This is a genomic window from Pseudomonas frederiksbergensis (genome assembly GCF_035751725.1).
Taxonomy (GTDB): Bacteria; Pseudomonadota; Gammaproteobacteria; order Pseudomonadales; family Pseudomonadaceae; genus Aquipseudomonas; species Aquipseudomonas frederiksbergensis_A.
On sequence record NZ_CP142104.1, the window covers coordinates 3,234,787 to 3,252,841 of the forward strand.

At 64.4% G+C, this 18,055-nt stretch carries 7 protein-coding genes; 2 read left to right on the forward strand and 5 right to left on the reverse strand.

The window, feature by feature from the left end:
• Positions 1–10 precede the first annotated feature (10 nt).
• Complete coding sequence (locus VQ575_RS14405) at positions 11–937, forward strand: sugar ABC transporter substrate-binding protein (RefSeq protein WP_039589907.1); 927 nt, start codon at positions 11–13, stop codon at positions 935–937.
• 45 nt (positions 938–982) lie between these two features.
• Here the strand turns inward: VQ575_RS14405 and VQ575_RS14410 are convergent, their stop codons facing one another.
• Together VQ575_RS14410 and VQ575_RS14415 are read right to left on the reverse strand one after the other, a co-directional pair.
• The gene (locus VQ575_RS14410) at positions 983–2,413 is read right to left on the reverse strand and encodes a diaminobutyrate--2-oxoglutarate transaminase (RefSeq protein WP_325917746.1); all 1,431 of its coding nucleotides are present in this window, start codon (positions 2,411–2,413) and stop codon (positions 983–985) included.
• A gap of 36 nt (positions 2,414–2,449) precedes the next feature.
• Entirely contained in the window at positions 2,450–2,665 is a 216-nt protein-coding gene (locus VQ575_RS14415; RefSeq protein WP_039589903.1) for an MbtH family protein, read from the reverse strand.
• Positions 2,666–2,864: 199 nt separating this feature from the next.
• Between VQ575_RS14415 and fhuF the strand changes: the two genes are divergently transcribed.
• Complete coding sequence (fhuF, locus tag VQ575_RS14420) at positions 2,865–3,602, forward strand: siderophore-iron reductase FhuF (protein ID WP_198726346.1); 738 nt, start codon at positions 2,865–2,867, stop codon at positions 3,600–3,602.
• A 9-nt stretch (positions 3,603–3,611) separates the two neighbouring features.
• Here fhuF and VQ575_RS14425 read toward each other — a convergent pair whose 3' ends face one another.
• From VQ575_RS14425 to VQ575_RS14435, 3 genes are read right to left on the reverse strand one after another with little or no spacing between them, the layout of a single operon-like run.
• The gene (locus tag VQ575_RS14425) at positions 3,612–5,255 is read right to left on the reverse strand and encodes a cyclic peptide export ABC transporter (protein ID WP_045156337.1); all 1,644 of its coding nucleotides are present in this window, start codon (positions 5,253–5,255) and stop codon (positions 3,612–3,614) included.
• On the reverse strand, positions 5,252–9,034 hold the full coding sequence (locus tag VQ575_RS14430) for a non-ribosomal peptide synthetase (protein WP_325917748.1): 3,783 nt from the start codon (positions 9,032–9,034) through the stop codon (positions 5,252–5,254). The genes VQ575_RS14425 and VQ575_RS14430 overlap by 4 nt, the downstream gene beginning before the upstream one ends.
• Positions 9,031–18,048, reverse strand: coding sequence for a non-ribosomal peptide synthetase (locus tag VQ575_RS14435; protein WP_325917750.1), 9,018 nt, complete (start codon positions 18,046–18,048; stop codon positions 9,031–9,033). The genes VQ575_RS14430 and VQ575_RS14435 overlap by 4 nt, the downstream gene beginning before the upstream one ends.
• Between the last annotated feature and the right edge of the window lie 7 nt (positions 18,049–18,055).

An 18,055-nucleotide genomic window follows, 5' to 3' on the forward strand; every position in this document is an offset into this window, starting at 1 on the left:
GAAACCCATCATGCGTCGTTGCACACTGCTGTTCACCACGCTACTCCTGTTTTTCAGCCAATGGGCCGCCGCCGACTATCGCATCGGTGTCAGCATCGCCAGGGTCGACGATAACTTCATGACCTATGTGCGCAACGGCCTGGACGAGGCCGCCAAGAAAGATGGCGTCCAGATCCAGTTCGAGGACGCCCAGGGCGATGTGGTTCGCCAGCTCAACCAGGTCCAGGGCTTCATCAATCAGAAAGTGGATGCCGTGATCGTCCTGCCAGTCGATACCTCGGCCACGGCCAATATCACCCGTGCGGCGGTCGAGGCGAAGACGCCGCTGGTCTACGTCAACCGTCACCCGGACGAACGCACCCTGCCCAAAGGCGTGGTCACGGTGGCGTCCAATGACATCGAGGCCGGCCAATTGCAGATGCGTTACCTGGCCGAAAAACTCGGTGGCAAGGGCAACCTCGCGATCATCATGGGCGACCTTGCGCAAAACGCCACCCATGACCGCACCGAAGGGGTCAAGCAGGTGCTCAAGGACTTTCCAGGCATCAAGGTTGTCGAGCAGCAGAGTGCCGAGTGGCAGCGCAACAAAGGCATGGACCTGACCAGCAACTGGCTGCTCGCCGGCAGCCGTTTCGATGCCATCGTCGCCAACAATGACGAGATGGCCATCGGTGCGGCCATGGCGTTGCAACAGGCCGGCAAGGGCAAGGGTGAAATCGCGATTGTCGGCATCGACGGCTTGCCTGACGGCCTGGCGGCGATCAAGCGCGGGATGCTGGTCGCCTCGGTGTTCCAGGACCCCAAGGCCCAGGCGACCAGCGCGGTGCAGGCAGCCCTGAAGATGATCAAGGGCGAGCCGGTGGAAGCTGAGGTGTGGGTGCCCTTCCAGTTGATCAAGCCTGAACAACTGGCGGTCTTCGAGCAGCGTTACAAGTAGCAACCACGGCGACAGCGCTGGCCGGTTTGAAGGGCCAGCGCTGGATCAAGCGATGTGCAACGCCCTGCCCTTGGTCTCGGCGAGGGCATTGTTCAACGCCACCCGGAACAGTTCGACCAGCACATCGATCTCTTCGGCCTGGATGATCAACGGCGGCAGGAATCGCACCACGGCGCCGTGACGCCCGCCCAGCTCCAGGATGACTCCCAGGCGCAGGCATTGGCGCTGGATGGCCTGGGCCAATGCCGTATCCGCCGGGGGAACCCGGCTGTCGCTCGGTATGTCGCTGACGACTTCCACGCCCACCATCAATCCCCGGCCACGCACCTGGCCCAGGCAAGGGTAATCACCCTGCAACTGGCGCAGTTGCTCCATCAGGCGCTGCCCCATGATGTCGGCGTGCCCTGGCAGGTTTTCGCTGATGATATGACGCAACGTTGCAGCACCCGCAGCCATCGCCATCTGGTTGCCACGGAACGTGCCGGCATGGGAGCCAGGCTTCCAGGTGTCCAGCTCCTCGCGGTAGACCATCACGGCCAATGGCAGCCCGCCGCCGATGGCCTTGGAAAGCACCAGGATGTCCGGCTCGATGTCGGCACGCTGGAACGCAAACAGCTTGCCGGTACGACCCAGGCCGGTTTGCACTTCATCGATGATCAGCGCCACACCATGTTGGCGCGTCAATTGACGCAAGCCCTGGAGCCAGCGTACCGGTGCCGGGATCACCCCGCCCTCGCCCTGCACCACTTCCACGACCACCGCCGCCGGTGGCAACACGCCCGATTCCGGATCGCTCAGCAGCTGTTCGATGAAGTGCAGCCCGGCGTCGATGCCGGCTTCACCGCCGATGCCGAACGGGCAGCGGTAGTCATACGGGTATGGCAGGAACTGCACGTCCGCCATCAGCGAGCCCAGCGCCTGTTTCGGCCCCAGGTTGCCCATCAGGCTCAATGTCCCCAGGGTCATGCCATGGTAGCCCCCGGAGAACGTGAGGATCGGCTTGCGCCCGGTGGCGATCCGCGCCAGCTTCAGGGCCGCCTCGATGCCATCGGCACCGGTCGGTCCGCAGAACTGGATGCGCGCGTGGCGGGCAAAGTTTTCCGGCAACGCATTGAACAAGTCTTCGACGAAGCGATCCTTGACCGGCGTCGTCAGGTCCAGGGTGTGCAGGGGCAAACCGGAATCGAGCGTCTGGCGCATGGCGGCAATGGCCACCGGGTGGTTATGGCCCAGTGCCAAGGTGCCCGCGCCGGCGAGGCAATCCATGAATAATTGGCCCTGGGTGTCGCGCACATAAAGCCCATGGGCTTCCTGCAGGGCCAGCGGGATGCGTCGCGGATAGGAACGCGCATTCGATTCCCGGGCCGCCTGGCGTTGCAGGTACGGGTTGGTATTGAGTTCGCGAGGCGCCTGGTGGCGGAACTGCTCCAGCGTGAAGGTGGCGCTGGAGGATGAACGGGGCTGGACACTTTCCATTTTGACTCCCTGAAATGAGTACGAGGTCGCGGGCGATCAGCCCTGTCCTTGTGCCTGCATGGCCTGGCGCAGGCTCAGCGGGCGCATGTCGGTCCAGACTTTCTCGATGTAGGCCAGGCACTCTTCCTTGCTGCCCTGCATGTCCACGGTGCGCCAGCCAGCGGGCACGCTGCGGTAGTCCGGCCAGATCGAGTACTGCTCCTCTTCGTTGACGACAACCAGAAACCGCGTATCCGGGCTATCCAAACTCATTGCTTGCTCCTTGACTGGCATGACGGGAAAGGTCGCTACGATACAATACTAATGGTAGCGATTCTCATTAATATTTTAAAAAACTTATGTTGCTCGCCTGTTTCAGCGTCGGCGAACAGTCGCAAGACGCTGGTGTGCTGTTTATACTTCGCCCCCTCTGGACGATATCCCCTCTCAATTCGCGGTCACGGATGAGTCAATGATTCCCAGCCTTGCTCCGCTGTTCACCGGGCCGCTCGTGGCCTTCGAAGAAAAGCTGCAACTGCGCAGCCAGCCCCGCACCGATCTGCCGGCGGAGCTGTTCTTCCAGCGCGAGACGTTCAATGACTTCGTCGACGAGCTGCTGGCGCGCTACCAGACCGATGAACGCCTGGCGCTGGTGTCACTGTGGTCCAAGTGGTATTTCAGTACCTTCCTTGCGCCGGTGATGGCCGCCACCCTGCTGCTGCAACGGGACCTGCCGCTCGCCCTGAACGACGTCGGCTTGAAACTCGGCGACGACGCCCGGCCACAGGCCTTGCATCTGCGCGACGCCGGGCAACCCCTGCCTCGATGCACGGCCTTCGAACGGTTCCAGGCGCTGATCGAACAGCATCTGGAACCGGTCATCGACACGCTGGCAAGCGTCAGCCGCGCTTCGCCCCGTTTGTTCTGGAGCAACGCCGGCAACACCTTCGAGTTCGTCTCCACGCGGATCGACCTGCATCCGCTGGCAAACCCCGACAGCACCCTGCCCGCCCGGGAAATCCTCACCGCCCGCCTGCGCCCCGATGGCCGGCGCAACCCGTTGTTCGCCCCCGTGCGCTACCACGACATCGGCGAGGACGAGCCGCAGCGCCTGCGGCGAATCTGCTGCATCCGCTACCGCCTTCCCGGCGTCGGCTATTGCAGCAGTTGCCCCCTCGATGAATGCAAACGGCAGGATGCGGACGCCTGAGCGCGCTGATCATTTCGCCAATTGAAAGGGGTTCTCCGTCGCCCGGTCGTAATCGACGAGGTGGCCATAGTCGAGACGGTAGACCCGGTCCGCCACATCGAAATAACGGTCATCATGGGTGATGGCAATGACTGTCTTGCCGGCCGCTTTCAGCTCAGGCAGCAACTCGTTGTAGAACACATGGCGGAACACCGGATCCTGGTCGGCCGCCCATTCGTCCAGCAAGAAGACTTCACGGCCCTCCATCATCAGCAGCAGCAAGGCCAGGCGTTTGCGCTGGCCTTGGGACAACGCAGTGGTGGACAGGCGCCCGGCGGCGAATTCAACCTTGTGGGCGAGCCCCAGGCGCTCGAGATAGTGGTCCACCCGAGCCTCCAATCCTTCATGGTCGCCCGCCTCGCCCAGCACATCGGCGAACAGATAGAAGTCGGCGAAGATCGCGGCGAAGTGCTCGCGGTGCCATTCGCTGGTGCTGGCATCGAGCACCACCCCATTGAGTGACACCTCGCCCGCGGCGGGCACGTAGAGCCCGGTCAACAGCTTGGCCAGGGTCGACTTGCCGCTGCCATTGCCACCGACGATGAAAATCAACTCGCCGCGCCGGATCGTCAGGTCGATCGGCCCCAGCTCAAAGGCAAATTCCTCGTTCTTGCCGGCATACCGGTAATGCACATCCGACAGGCGCAGCTCGCGAAACGGCTGCGCCGCTTGCGCGGGCGTCTTGAACTCCACCGTCTCGCCCAGTGCCAAGGCGTCGATGGCCTGCAAGGCGACATGGCCGCGAATGACCGCGGGAATGGCATCGAGGATCATCGAGATCGGCGTACGCAGGAACATGATCGCCAGGACGTAGCCAACCACCACCTGCTGGCTCAGCAACCCCAGCCCCTGGCCGAGGAAAAACAGCGTGCCGATCAGCACGAACACCAGCAGCGTCGTCCAGTTCAGGTTCACTGCCCACAAGGTGTCGGCGCGCACCGATGCGTCCAGCGACGCTCGGGCAATAGGTTCGAGCTTGCGTTGATAAAGCAGATGCCGGCGCTCCCGGCTCAGGCCCAGTTCGCAACGCCCCTGGATCGCGGCTTCGAACTGCTCGGTGAGTTGATCGTCCTGTTGCCGGACAGCCTGCATCAGGCGCTTGACCTTGCGTCCCAACAACACATCGAGGCCGACGCCGGCGGCGATCACCGCCAGAGTCAGGCCAAAGAACGGCAGGCTCAGCCAGGCCATGTACGCCAGCCCTGCCAGCAACAGCAAGCCGTTGTACAAGGAAATCGGCAATTGCTTGAACGCCGTCGCGACGGTGGTCACGTCCTTGGTCAGGGCGTTGTAGATGCGTGGGCTACCCAACCGTTCGATGCGTTCGAGGGCAGTTCCCAGCACCTTGCCCACCAACCGCAAGCGCAACTGGTACACCAGGCGATGGCCGATCTGCACCAGCAACCATTGCGAGGTGACCCCGCTGATGAACAACAGCACCAGCAGGCCACCGAACAGCAGCAAGCCCTGGCCGAGGTCGTCCAGGCCTTGTTCCAGGCAGCGGTTGATGTAGCCGATCAGGCCGATACTGGTGGCCGCGCTCAAGGCACTGCTCAGCACCGCGAGGAAGATGCGCCACCGCGCGTTGTGCAGCAGTTCTTTCAATAACATCATGGGACCGACACCACCTTGGCAGAGGTTTGCAACAGTAAAGGCAGCAGGTTTTCGACCAGGCGCGGCTCGCCGGGCATCTCATGATGCCCCGCATCCAGCGTCCACTGGCTGACGGGTTGTCGCGCGTGGGCTTGCCATTGCGCGCGCAAGTCGCCGTGGGCATTGCCGCGCCACAGCCAGACCGGCACATCGACGATGGGCAAGGCCTGCTCGTACAAACGGGTCTTGATCGCCCGATATTGCGCCATCAGCGCCAGCAGTTCAGCATCCGCCGCTTCCCATTGCAGATGCCCGCGTACCTGCTCATCGTCCAACAACCGAGCGACACCCTCGGCATAGTCAAGGCCGGCCAACAGCCCCGTCAATCGCTCCCGTAGCGATTCTCCGATCGGCTGGCCGTGGTTGCGGCAATAAAATGCGAAATCGGCAATCAGCTGGCCCGCTTCGTCGCCCTCGCCGGCCAGGCTGCGCTGGGCATCGTGATCGAGCACCACCAGGCCTTCGACGCTGAAGCCGCTGGCTTGCAGATGCGGCACCAGCAACAAGGCCAGGCGCGCGGCGAGGCTCCAGCCCAACAGCACCAGCGGACGCGCTTTGAGCTGCACCGGGATGCTCGCCACGTATCGGCGCAACAACGTGTCCATATCGTCGTTGGCCCAGCCGTTTTCCAGGGCGGCAAGACCGAAGGCCGCGACTGCGCCGCGCAGGTTGTCCACCAACGGCTGGTACGCCTGCAGGTGCCCTTGCGCGCCATGCACCACCAGCAAGGCCGGTGCCTGCGGATCGGCGTCGTTGAGAACTTTCCATGGACCGTTGCCCTTCTCGCCCAGGCCCTGCACGAGATCACGCACCGTGTGCCGTTCGAACAGCAGGTTGGTCGGCAGGTTGAGGCCCAACCGTTCGCGGATCAGCGACACCACTTTGATCGCCGCCAATGAATGCCCGCCGACACTGAAGAAGTTGTCGGTCACACCGAGGTCGTCGACACCCAGCACATCGCACCAGATCGCGAGCACGGCGGTCTCCAGTTCGCCCTCCGGCGCTACGCGGGTGTTCTGCAAGCGTTGCCGGGCGCGTTCAAGCAGATGCTTGCGATCGAGCTTGCCGTTGCTGTTCAGCGGCATGGCCTTCAGCGCAAAGATACCGCTGGGCAGCATGTAGTCCGGCAGTTGCCGGGCCAGGCTGGCGCGCAACGGATCCGCGCCTTGGAACTGAATCTCGTCCGTCACCACAAAGGCCAACAACCGAGCGTGATCGCCTTCGCCATCCATCAGCACAGCCGCCTGCAAGACGCCCGGCTGGGCCAGCATCGCTTGCTCGACCTCCGCCAGTTCAAGGCGAAACCCGCGGATTTTCACTTGTTGGTCGTTGCGCCCCAGAATGCGCAGGGCTCCGTCGGCCTGGCGCAACGCCAAGTCACCGGTGCGGTACAAGCGTTGACCGCTGGCGGGATCGACACCGAAGGCACCGCCGCCGACATTGCGGACGTAACCCCTGCCGACACTGGCGCCACTGATGCACAACTCGCCGGCCTGCCCGGATGGTACCGATCGTTGCTGCTCGTCGAGCAAGTGAACGCGGTTGTCCCCCAGCACCTGGCTCAAGGCGCAACCATTCACGCCCTGCGCCAGATCGATGGCCCGCCACAGTACGCCGACGGTGGTCTCGGTCGGGCCATAGTGGTTATACAGCCGGCAGGTTGGTCCGGCCTGGGCCAAGCGGGTCAGCAACGTCTCGCCAATCGGTTCTCCACCCAATACCAGCACTTGCCGTGGCAGTACGTCGGCGGCCTGCTCGCCCATCAAGGCTTCGAGGTGCGACGGGACGATTTTCAGGACGTCGAGGGGATGACGCCGAAGCTCTTCGGCAAAGGCCTGTGCGTCGGTCACGGCCGACTGCGCGAGCACGTGCACGCAACCACCCTGCAGCCACGCCGGGAACAGCACGGTGTTGCCCAGATCGGCGAGCAGCGACGACACCAGCCCGTAGTGCCCGCCCTCGGGCAGTTGCAGCGCGCGGGTGACTTGGGTGACGTAATGACGCAACTGCCCCTGCTCGATCTGCACCCCCTTGGGCTTGCCGCTGGTGCCCGAGGTGTAGAGCACGTAGGCGAGGTCCTGCGCGGTGCCGGAGCGCGGTGTAGCGAACAGCGGCCCGTTGCTCGCCTGTGACCAGCAGAGCGTGCGCACCGACGTGTCCGGCAACAGGCCCTCCAGGTGCAGCAGCAACGCCGGTTGCGCATCGTCGAGTATCCCGGCCAGGCGCAGCGGCGGCTGCTGGGGATCCAGTGGCAAATACGCGGCACCGACCTTGAAGCAGGCAAGCATTGCCACCAGCATCTGCGCGCCGCGCGGCAGGTACAGCCCCACCACGTCTTCACGGCCCACGCCCGCGTGATCCAGGCTGCCGGCGACGCGGTCACTCAGCGCATCGAGTTCAGCGTATGAAAACACTTGGTCGGCGTAACGCAGCGCCGGGCGATCCGGCTGTGCCTGGGCATGCCGGCGCAGGGCCGCGACGATGTCCAGGTCCGCTGCGAGGTCAGGACTCGGCGACGACGCCAGGGACTCCTCGGGCAAGCGCGCATCGATGCCATCGATCAGCCCGTTGGGCGATTGCAGCACTTGGCCGAGCCAATGTTCGAAACGCTTGAGCAATGCCTGCATCTGCTCGCCGCGATACACCCCGCGATCATAAGCCAGCGCCAGTTCGCAATTGCCTTGGGCGTCGAGGACCAACTGCAGTTGCAGCTCGACCGGCGTGTCGAACGACAGCCATTGCAACGCGTCCGGTTGCGTCACGCGCAGTACCTGCAATCCGGCCTGGAAACTGGCACGCCACTCTGGCAACAACTGCGCCTGGCCAACGTACTCTTGCCAGTCGACGGCGCTCTCCAGTTGCCGGGCCAGTTGCCGGGCCAGGTTCACCGGGGTGCTGTGCTCGGATATCTGCACCACCATCGGCAACGTCTGTTCGAACACCCCAAGCGCGCCGGTCAGCTCCTCGTAGTTGTCCCGGGGGTCGTGCTGCAAACCAAGTTGACCCTGGCGTTGGCCATTAAGCCTGCCGAGCAGCGATCCCCAAGCGGCGAGCACCAGTTGTTCGACGGCCACGCCTTCGCCATCGGCCAATGCCGTGAGCAGCGCCGGCAGGGTCGGCGCCAGTGGCTGGCGGACCACCGCGTGACGGCCGTCAGCGATGCCGTAGCGCTCGACGAGGCGCATGCCCGGGACGTCTTGCAAGGCCAGGTTGCGCCAAAACTGCATGCCCTGCTCGGCGTCTTCATCCAGTTGCAGGCCATTGATCCATTCGACGTAGTCCGGGTACTGCATGGGCTCGTCATCGAGCGGCGCGGCGCGGCCGAGCAAGTGCTCGCGCAACTGGACCAGGCTGCGCGCGTCCAGCGAATACACCGGGACCGCCAGCATTAGCTGATCGTCGAGCAGCCAGGCCAGCACATCGGGCTGTTCCGCCTGGCAATGACGCTGGGCCTCCTCCAGCCATGCCGGCTCGTCGTGGCCGTCGGCTGTGCGCCCCTGGCGCCAGTCCAGGCGCAATGCCTGGGGCTCGATCACCCGCTGGCGCAACCCGGTGGCGCCCAGCGGACGCTCGTAGCGCAGGCACAGCGCCTGGTGCTGCGCCAGGCTGTCGCGCAAGCGTTGCTCCACAGTGCCTGCGGCAACGCCCGTCAATGACATGCGCACCCAGCGCCAGGCGTGCGGATTGGCCTGGGCCAATTGTTTCTGCTGGGGTGAAAGCGTGAGTCCGAGGTCCATCATGGGGTCAACTCTTCAAGTGTCTCTTCAGCCTGCGCCGGGGCGGCCATGACTTGGTGGCGGGCATAGATTTCGCCCATGGCCACGACGATTTTGCGCTCGCCCTCGAACGGATCCCGGGCGTGCGCCGCCAGCATGTTATCGAGCATCACCACATCGCCCTGTTGCCAGTCGAAGCGCACCGCACACCGGTCGTAGGCGGCATTGATGGCGTCGATGGCTGCCGGTTCGAGTTCCGAGCCGTCACCGTAGAACACTTGCCTCGGCATGGCCGACTCGCCGTCACGCAGGAACTGCTCGCGGATATCGGCATCGAGAAACGCCGGGTGGTACAGCTGGATCTGGTTGAAGAAGCTCTCTTCGCCGGTCAACGGGTGCAGGATCACCGCCGGGCACACTTGGCGGGTGTGCAGGTCGTTGGCGCCGCGCCATTGGAACTCGATGTTGCTCTCACGGCAGATCCGCTCGACCTCGGCACGATCCTCGGTCTGGAAGAAGTGCTGCCAACTGACGTCCAGGCTGGTGCTGAAATTGCGCACATACATCAGTTGTTTGCGCCGCAGGTTCGCCTGCAGCCAGGCCGGCAGTTCACGGTAGACCTCGCGGCTGTCAACGATCGGCGTCGCGCCACCGGAAGTCGCCGGCGTCTCGCAGTAGAACCACTGTCGACGTGGCCAACGATGCTGGTGCGCGCTTTCGTTGTGGAACAGGATCATCCGATCCTTGGGGTATGGCGTGGACTTGTAGATGTTCTTGCCGCCCTCTTTCTTAGGCAGGTCACCGTATTGCCCGTACAGCTGCGGACACAGGGCCTGGCAGAACGCCTCGAAATCCGCCGGGGTCGGCAAGTCGAAGCCCCGGAACAGGATGCCGCCATGCTCGCGCAGCCAGTTCTCGACCTTGTCGCGGTTGGCTTCGGCCCAGATGGCCGGGGCCAACTCCCGGTCCCGCAAGGAAACCAGCAACGGAAATTTCGAGTCCTCTCGCAGCGGCCGGGCTTCGATGGGCTCGCGGGTCGCCGCCGATCCGCTCTGGCGCATCTTGCCCAATTTGTTCATTTTGCGTTGCAGCGGATTGTCCGTGGACATTGCAGCAGCTCCCTTTACAGTCGCAATCAAGGTATCGATGGGGGTGTCCGGCGCGCCGAGGGCCTGCTCCAGCAGCGACTCGAAGGCACCGCGCAAGCGTTCGACAGTGGCCGGGCGGAACAGGCTGGTGCGGTACACCCAGCGCAGGCTGATGGCATCACCGTCTTCGCTGGCGAACAGGGCCATGTCGAACTTGGAGTGGTGCTGCTCGCCCGTCAGCGGCTCGACCTGCAGGTCGCCCAGTCGGCGCTGCTGGCGCGGCGTGTTGTCGAGCACGAACAGGGTCTGCAACAGCGGGTGCACATTGGCCACGCGCGGCAGCTCCAGGCATTCGACGACCCGCTCGAACGGCGTGTCCTGCCAGGCGAACGCCTGCAGGCAAACCTCGCGGACTTGCAAGGCCTGCTCGCGCAAGCTCAGTTCCGGTTGCACGCGGATACGCAAGGCCAACAGGTTGACGAAGAAGCCGATCAGCGATTCGGTGGCCGGATGGTCACGGTTCGCCACGTCCGTGCCGATCACCAGGTCGCGGCCCTGCGTCTCGCGTTGCAGCACGGCGGCGTAGCATGTCAGCAGGAGCATGAACGGCGAGGTGCCGCTGTCCTGGGCGAACGTTTTGAGCCGGCCAACCGTGGCGGGCGGCAATTGGAAATCCACCGCCGCCCCGGCGCCGCTGTCACGCTCCGGACGTGGAAAATCGAATGGCAGTGGCACCTGCGCGGGGATGCCCGCCAAGGTCCTTCGCCAGAAATCCAGGCCTTCACGCTGACGCAACCGGACCGCCGCCGAGCTTTGCCAAACGGCGTAGTCGACGTATTGGATCGGCAACGCTTGCTGGGTCGGCAGTACGCCGGTGCTGTAGGCCTCGTAGCCTTCGATCAGTTCGTCGACCAATACGGCGCCGGACCAACCGTCGGAAGCGATGTGGTGCATGACCATCTGCAGCACATGATCCTCTTCGCCGAGGCGATACAGGACCACTCGCAGCGGCGCCTCGCTGCCGAGATCGAACGGACGCAGCGCCATGTCCCGGGCTTCATCCGTCCACTGTGTTTCAGTCGAGGCAAGGGTTTGCAGAGCCACCGCCGACTGCGGGTGAATGCGCTGGCGCAGTTCGCCGCCGCGGGAGTGATAGGTGGTGCGCAGGATGGCGTGTCGGCTCACCAGCCGCTGCAACGAACGCTCCAGGGCCTGGATATCCAGTCGTCCACGCAAACGGACGCTGCTGCCCATGTTGAAGCTGCTGTCGGCCAGATCAAGTTGTTGCATCAACCAGACCCGTTGTTGCGCCGAGGACAGTGGCTGCTCGATGTTTTGGTCCACCGCTGGGATCCTCAGCGAAGCCAGGTCCTGCTCGGCGGCAAGGCCCTCGATTCGCTCGGCCAGTTGCGCCAGCACAGGTGTTTCGAACAACCAGCGCAAGGGCACCTCGAAGCCCTGCTCACGCAGGCGAGCGCGGACCTGGGCGGCCATCAGCGAATGCCCGCCCAGCTGGAAGAAATGTCCATCGGCCGGGACGTCCTGCACGTCCAGTACCGAGGCCCAGATCTGCGCCACCAAGGCCTCGCTGGCCGACAGCGTACGCCCGGTCGCCGGCGTGCTGCCGACAACCGTTTGCAAGCGCGGCAGTTGTTTGCGATCGACCTTGCCGTTGCTGTTGAGCGGCAACCGATCCAGCGCTTGCAGGTGCGTCGGCACCATGTAGATCGGCAAGCGCGCCTGCAAGTACTCGCGCACAGCCGCTTCATCAGGTGCAGCGTCCGGTTCTGCCACCCAGAACGCGACCAGGTGCTCGCCTTGCACGGCCACGACGGCTTGCAGCAGTTGCGGATGGCTCAGCAAGACGGCCTCGATCTCCCCCAGTTCGATGCGGTAGCCACGCAACTTGATCTGGTCGTCGGTGCGTCCGAGGTAGTACAGCTGGCCGTCGGGCTGCCACCGCGCCAGATCGCCAGTGCGGTACAAACGGCCGCCGTGACCGAACGGGTCGGCAATGAAGCGCTCGGCGGTCAGCCCCGGCTGCCCGGCGTAACCCCGGGCCAGGCCGTCCCCGGCGATATAGAGTTCGCCGACGCAGCCTGGAGGCACTTCGCACAGGTGCTCATCGAGGACATGGCAACGGGTGTTGAGCAACGGCCGGCCTATCGGGGCCACGGGCAATTGCAGCGTGTCGACGGGCGTCTGGGTCGACCACACCGTGGTCTCGGTCGGGCCGTAGACGTTGATCAATCGAGCCACGTGCTGCTTGAGTTCGCTGGCCAGTTCCGCCGACACCGCCTCGCCGCCGGCCAGGGCCACTCGTCCTTCCAGCACCTGGCGATCACCTTGCAACAGCATCGCCCAGGTGGCGGGCGTTGCCTGGATCAGGTCGACCGATTGTTCCTTGATCAAGCGTGCGAGCAACAGCGGATCCTGGCGCTCGTCCTCCTCCGCCAGGACCACCGTGCCGCCACGCACCAGCGGCAGACACAGTTCCAGGCCGCAAATGTCGAAGGTCACGGTGGTCAAGGCCAGGTAACGCTGCACATTGTCCAGTGGCAACGCCTGCTCCATGGCCAGCAGGAAGTTGGCGAAGTTGCCACGACTGATCTGCACGCCCTTGGGTTGCCCGGTCGATCCCGAGGTGTAGAGCGTGTAGGCCAATTGCCCGAGGTGCCTAGGCAATCCCGGCGCCTGCGCGGGGAGTTTCGCCAACGGCAGGTCTGCCCACAGGCACATGCGCAGCTCGGCAGGCCAATCCGAAGTTGCCGAATCGCAGAGCAACAAACGCGGCTGCGCCCGGTTGAGCACCTGCGCCTGGCGAGCCGGCGGATGAGCGCGGTCGAGGGGCAAATAGGCGGCACCGGCCTTCTGGATGCCCAACATGCACACCAGCAGCCGCTCGTCCCGAGGCAGGCAGAAGGCAACCAGCGATTCGGGCCCGACGCCTTGGGCCAGCAACCAATGGGCCAGGCGGTTGGCTTGGGCGTCCAGGGCGGCGTAGCTCAGTTGACGATCCGCGCAATGCACGGCAATACGCTCGGAATGCACCGCGGCCTGCACTTCGAAACGCGTCACCCAATCCGCTTCGCCGTGCAATGGCAACGACTGCCCGGCAGTCGCCAGCGTCGCAACCGAGCGCAGCGGAATCTCCAACAAGCGAGCATCAAGATCCATGCCCGCCAGGCTGGCAAGCAACGCCTGGTAGTCCTCCACCAGTCGCTGGGTGATGTCGGCACGCAACAATGCCGTCGCATATTCGACGATCAAACTGGTGCTCGCCTCGGCACCGCGACCTTGGGTGAACAGGTTGAACGTCAGGTCGAACTTGGCGCTCACCACGCCACCCGGTAGTGCCAACGCCTGGGCAGAGATGCCGGGCAGGTTCAGGCTGCGGGAGTCCTGATGGTCGACTTGATAGTTGAACATCGTCTGGAACAATGGTGTGCGGTCCAGGCTGCGCTCGACATCCAGCACTTCCAACAACTGCTCGAACGGCAGCGCCTGATGGGCCAGGTCCTCGGTCAACTGGCTGCTCAGGGCCTGGACGTACGCTTGCAGGCTCTGGCGACCATCAATCTGTATGCGGTGGGCCAATGTGTTGACGAACAACCCGACCAACGCTTGGCTTTCCACCGACTCACGCCCCGCCACCGGCAAGCCGACGGCGAAATCATTGCGTCCGCCATGGCGCCAGAGCAACAACTGGTAAGCGGCGAAATACAACACGAACGGCGTGACGCCAAGCGCCCTCGCCCGGGCCTCGACCGCAGTGCTCAGCGAACTGGGCAGGACATATTCGTCCCGCGCTCCGCTGAACGTCTGCAACGCCGGCCGTATGGATTGCTCGGGGAACTCCAGCGGCTCGTTACCCAGGCCTTCCAGGCGTTGTTGCCAATAGCCCAACAATGCCTTGCCAGGCGCCCCGGCCAGGTGTTGCCGCTGCGCCTTGATCAGCGGCAGCAAAGCGCTTGCCGCCGGCAGGGTCCGGTCTTGATAAAGCGCTGCCAGGTCCTGGACCAGCAAGCCCATGGACCAGCCGTCCACGGCGATGTGGTGCACGTTGAACAACAGGCGATAGTCGTCGGGTGCAGCACAAAACACATCGATGGCCAGCAGCGGTCCCTGCGCGAGGTCGAATACCCGCCTGGCCGCGCTGGCAATGGCCGCATCCTGTTCCGCGTCACTCAGGCCGCCGATGTCATGGACGTTGAAGATCGGCGCAGCTGTGTCGTCCAGACGCTGCCAGACTTGCCCCTGCTCTTCGAAGAAACGACAGCGCAACGCGTCATGACGGGCCGCCAGCGCCTGACAGGCGCGTTGCAGGCGAGGCACGTCCAGTTCACCGCGCAAGGCCAACAACTGGGTGACGTTGTAGGCGGTTTCAGCCGGATCGAACTGCTGCATGAACCACACCCTTTGCTGGGCATGGGACAGCGGTTGCGGTTGCCCCGCGTCCTCGCTCGGCGGCATGGCCTCAGCGACCGGCGCGACAACCGGCGCGAGCACCTTGGCCAGTTGCCGAGGGGTCGGGTTTTCCAACAGTTGCCGGGGCATCAGGCGCAAGTCGGCCTGACGCAAGCGCGCGATCAACTGCAAGCTGAGGATCGAGTCGCCGCCCATGGCAAAGAAGTCGGCGTCCGGCCCGAGGGCAGGTTGCCCGAGCAGTTCGCGAAAAGCCGTCAGCACCGCAAGCAATGCTGGCTCGGCGCGGCAGTCGATGCACAGGGCCATGGCCGCCAATGTCGGATGCTGCAGCACGTCCCGCGGTTGCAGCTTGAGCCCTTCCCGGGACGCCAGGCCAATCAATTGCAGACTGAGGATCGAGTCCCCGCCGAGGGCGAAGAAATCATCCTCACGGCCAACTTGCGCGCACCCGAGGATCTGGCACCACAGTTGCGCCAGGCGTTGTTCGGTGTCGCCGTTGGGTTGCTCGGCGGCTTCGGCGACCGGTTCATCGACGGCTGGCTCCGGCAATGCACGCCGATCCAACTTGCCGTTGGCCGTCAATGGCAGCGTGTCCAGTGCCAACCAATGGGCCGGCACCATGTGTTCCGGCAGCAGCCGCCTGGCCTCGGCTTGCAGCGTCGCGAGGGCTTCGGTCGACACCGCAGGGCTGAGATACGCCACCAGTTGCGTCCGCCCTTTTATCTCGCAGGCCAGCACCGCGCCCTCGCGAACCTGGGGCTGGGCGTTGAGCCAGGCATTGACCTCGCCCGGTTCGACGCGGAAACCGCGAATTTTCACCTGATCGTCCTGACGCCCGAGAAATACCAGGCGCCCTTGGCGATCCAGGCGAACCCGGTCACCGCTGCGATAAAAACGCTGGCCCTGGGCGGTGGAGCCGAACGCGCGCGCGGTCAATTCCGGCTGACCGAGGTAGCCTTGGGCGACCTGCGGACCACCGATCAGCAGCTCACCGGCGACCCCGAGCGGCACCGACCGGTCGTGGCCATCGACGATGCGCAACTCACAGCCGGACAGCGGCTGGCCCAACGGCAGATACTGACCCGCTTCGAACGCATCGGCGTCGAGGATTTCTCCGCAAGCCACGCCGACCGTGGTTTCCGACGGGCCATAGTGGTTGAAGATCCGCAGTTGCGGCGCCAGTTCACGCAGCTTGGCGAACAACGCCTGGTCGAAGCCCTCGCCTCCAAGGATCAGCAAATCCTTGGGCAGGACACGACCGGCGTCGTCCAGTGCCAGCAAACCACGCAAGTGCGAAGGGGCGATCTTCAGGCAGTCCACCGGATGCTGGTCGAGAAAATCAGCCCAGCCGGGCGGATCGAAGGCCAGCGATGCCGGCGGCAAGACCAGCGGGTCGCCCGAATTGAGCGCGGCGAAGACAGAGGTCAAGCCAAGGTCGGCGGCGACCGTTGCCAAGGTCGCCCAACGGCTTGCGGGTTTGGCTTGCAAGCGTTGACCAACGGCATTGGCATAGTGCGCGAGGTTGGCATGGGTGACCTGCACGCCTTTTGGCTGGCCGGTCGAACCCGAGGTGTAGATCAGGTACGCAGGTAATTGTGGCTGGCTGAGGCTTTCGTCCTGACTGATGTCCGCGTTAACCGACCAGTCGGCGACACCCAATGCCACGTGCGCAATACCCAGGCCGGTCTCCGGCGCTTGCGCCAATGTCAGCCACAGGCTCGCGCCGCTGTCTTGCAGCAGTTGCGCGAGTCGCCCGGCCGGTTGTGCCGGGTCGAGAAACAGGCAAGTCGCGCCACGGTGCCAGCACGCCAGGGTTGCCAGCAGTTGTTCAGGGCAACGCGGCATGCACAGGGCAACCACCTGCCCCGGCCCAACGCCCTGCCCGGCCAGCCGTGCGGCCAACGAGCAACTGGCCGCGCCGAGCGTGGCGTAATCAATGCGCTGCTCCACGCTGCACAACGCCATGGCATTCGGCGTGTGCGTGGCCCAGTGCAGCACTTGCTGGTCCAACGGCAACGCCATCGAGTCCAGGACCGGGCCGCGCACTTCACTCGCCGGGGACACCAGTTGCAGATCCGCCAGGCGCCGCTGCGGATGCGCCGAACCCTCGTGGAAAATCGCCAGCAAGTCGTCGAGCATTTGCTCGACCGTGGCCGCGTCGAACAATTCGTCGCTGTATTCCAGTTCGCAGCGCAACTGTGCATCGGCGGTGCGGACCATGCGCAACGTCAGGTCGAAACGTGCGTGGCGTTGCGGCGGGTCGAGCACTTCGACCGCCACGCCGGGCAAGGCCAGGGTGCGGCTTTCGGGCAGATCGACCTGGACGAACATGACCTGGAACAACGGACTCGAACGCGGACGCTCAAGACTTTCGAGGATGTTCTCGAAGGGCAACTGCTGATGGTCGAACGCCGCCGCAACGGTGTCGCGAGTGCGCAGCAATGCGCTGCCGAAGTCCGGGTTGTCTTGCAGGCGTTGGCGAATCACCAGGGTATTGAGCAGCGGGCCGATCAACGGTGCCAGCTCCGGACGGTCACGTTGCGCCGCCGAGGTGCCCATGCACAGGTCCGTCTCGCCGCTGTAGCGCGACAGCAGGCAGCTGAACGCTGTCAGGCCGTAGATGTACAGCGTCACCCCGTGATTACGGATGGCCGCCTCGATCGCCGTTGTGAGGTGCGGCGGGAGTTCCCGGGCCAGGACCGCGCCACTGTGGCGGCGTTGTGTGGCCAAGGGGCGCGGGCGGTCCAGCGGCAACGCCATTGGCGCAGGCGCATCGGCCAGTTGGTCGCGCCAGAAACCGATGTGCTGCTGGCAACTGTCGCTGTCCAGCCATTCACGCTCCCACGCGGCGAAATCGGCGTATTGGATGGGCAATTCGGGTAGCGCGACAGGCTGGTTCGAGGCGAGCGCCCGATAAGCCTCGGCCAATTCGAGGGTCAGTTGCTGGGCCGACCAGGCGTCATAAGCGACGTGGTGAATGGTGAAAAACAGCCAGGTGGAATGCTCCTGGGCGTCGCTGAACGCTTGCCAGCGCCAAGGCATCGATTGTGCCAGGTCAAAGGGTTCGGCCAATTGGCGGGCGTATTCATCGGCGCACCATTGCTCGTGTTCCGATGCTGGGATGGCCAACCGTTCGACGCCAGGCAACTGAACCTGTTGTGGCTCGCAATGGGGCTGTAACTGTCCGCTGGCGTCAGGGCTGTAGCGCGTGCGCAGGATCTGGTGGCGATCGACCACCTGCTGCATCGCCTGCTGCAAACGCTCGCCGTCCAGGCGCCCATCGAAACGCAGCACCGAGCACAGGTTGTAGAGCGCGCGACTGCTCAGGGCTTCAGCCGACAGGAAACGCCTTTGCGCCTGCGCCAACGGCCTGTGCTCGCCGTCGTCGAGCACGGCGGGGACGATCGGCAGGCGCCAGCTGTCAATGCCCTTCTCGGCCAGGCGTTGGCGAAAGACCTTCTTCTTGTCCGCGGGCAAGGATGCCAGCCGCTGCGCAATCTCCAGGAAAGCTTGTTGCGTCATCGTACTC

Excerpts from the sequence above, each read along its gene's own strand:
- VQ575_RS14405 (WP_039589907.1), top strand. The coding sequence starts at position 11 with ATGCGTCGTTGCACACTGCTGTTCACCACGCTACTCCTGTTTTTCAGC.
- VQ575_RS14410 (WP_325917746.1), bottom strand. The coding sequence starts at position 2,413 with ATGGAAAGTGTCCAGCCCCGTTCATCCTCCAGCGCCACCTTCACGCTG.
- VQ575_RS14415 (WP_039589903.1), bottom strand. The coding sequence starts at position 2,665 with ATGAGTTTGGATAGCCCGGATACGCGGTTTCTGGTTGTCGTCAACGAA.
- fhuF (WP_198726346.1), top strand. The coding sequence starts at position 2,865 with ATGATTCCCAGCCTTGCTCCGCTGTTCACCGGGCCGCTCGTGGCCTTC.
- VQ575_RS14425 (WP_045156337.1), bottom strand. The coding sequence starts at position 5,255 with ATGATGTTATTGAAAGAACTGCTGCACAACGCGCGGTGGCGCATCTTC.
- VQ575_RS14430 (WP_325917748.1), bottom strand. The coding sequence starts at position 9,034 with ATGATGGACCTCGGACTCACGCTTTCACCCCAGCAGAAACAATTGGCC.
- VQ575_RS14435 (WP_325917750.1), bottom strand. The coding sequence starts at position 18,048 with ATGACGCAACAAGCTTTCCTGGAGATTGCGCAGCGGCTGGCATCCTTG.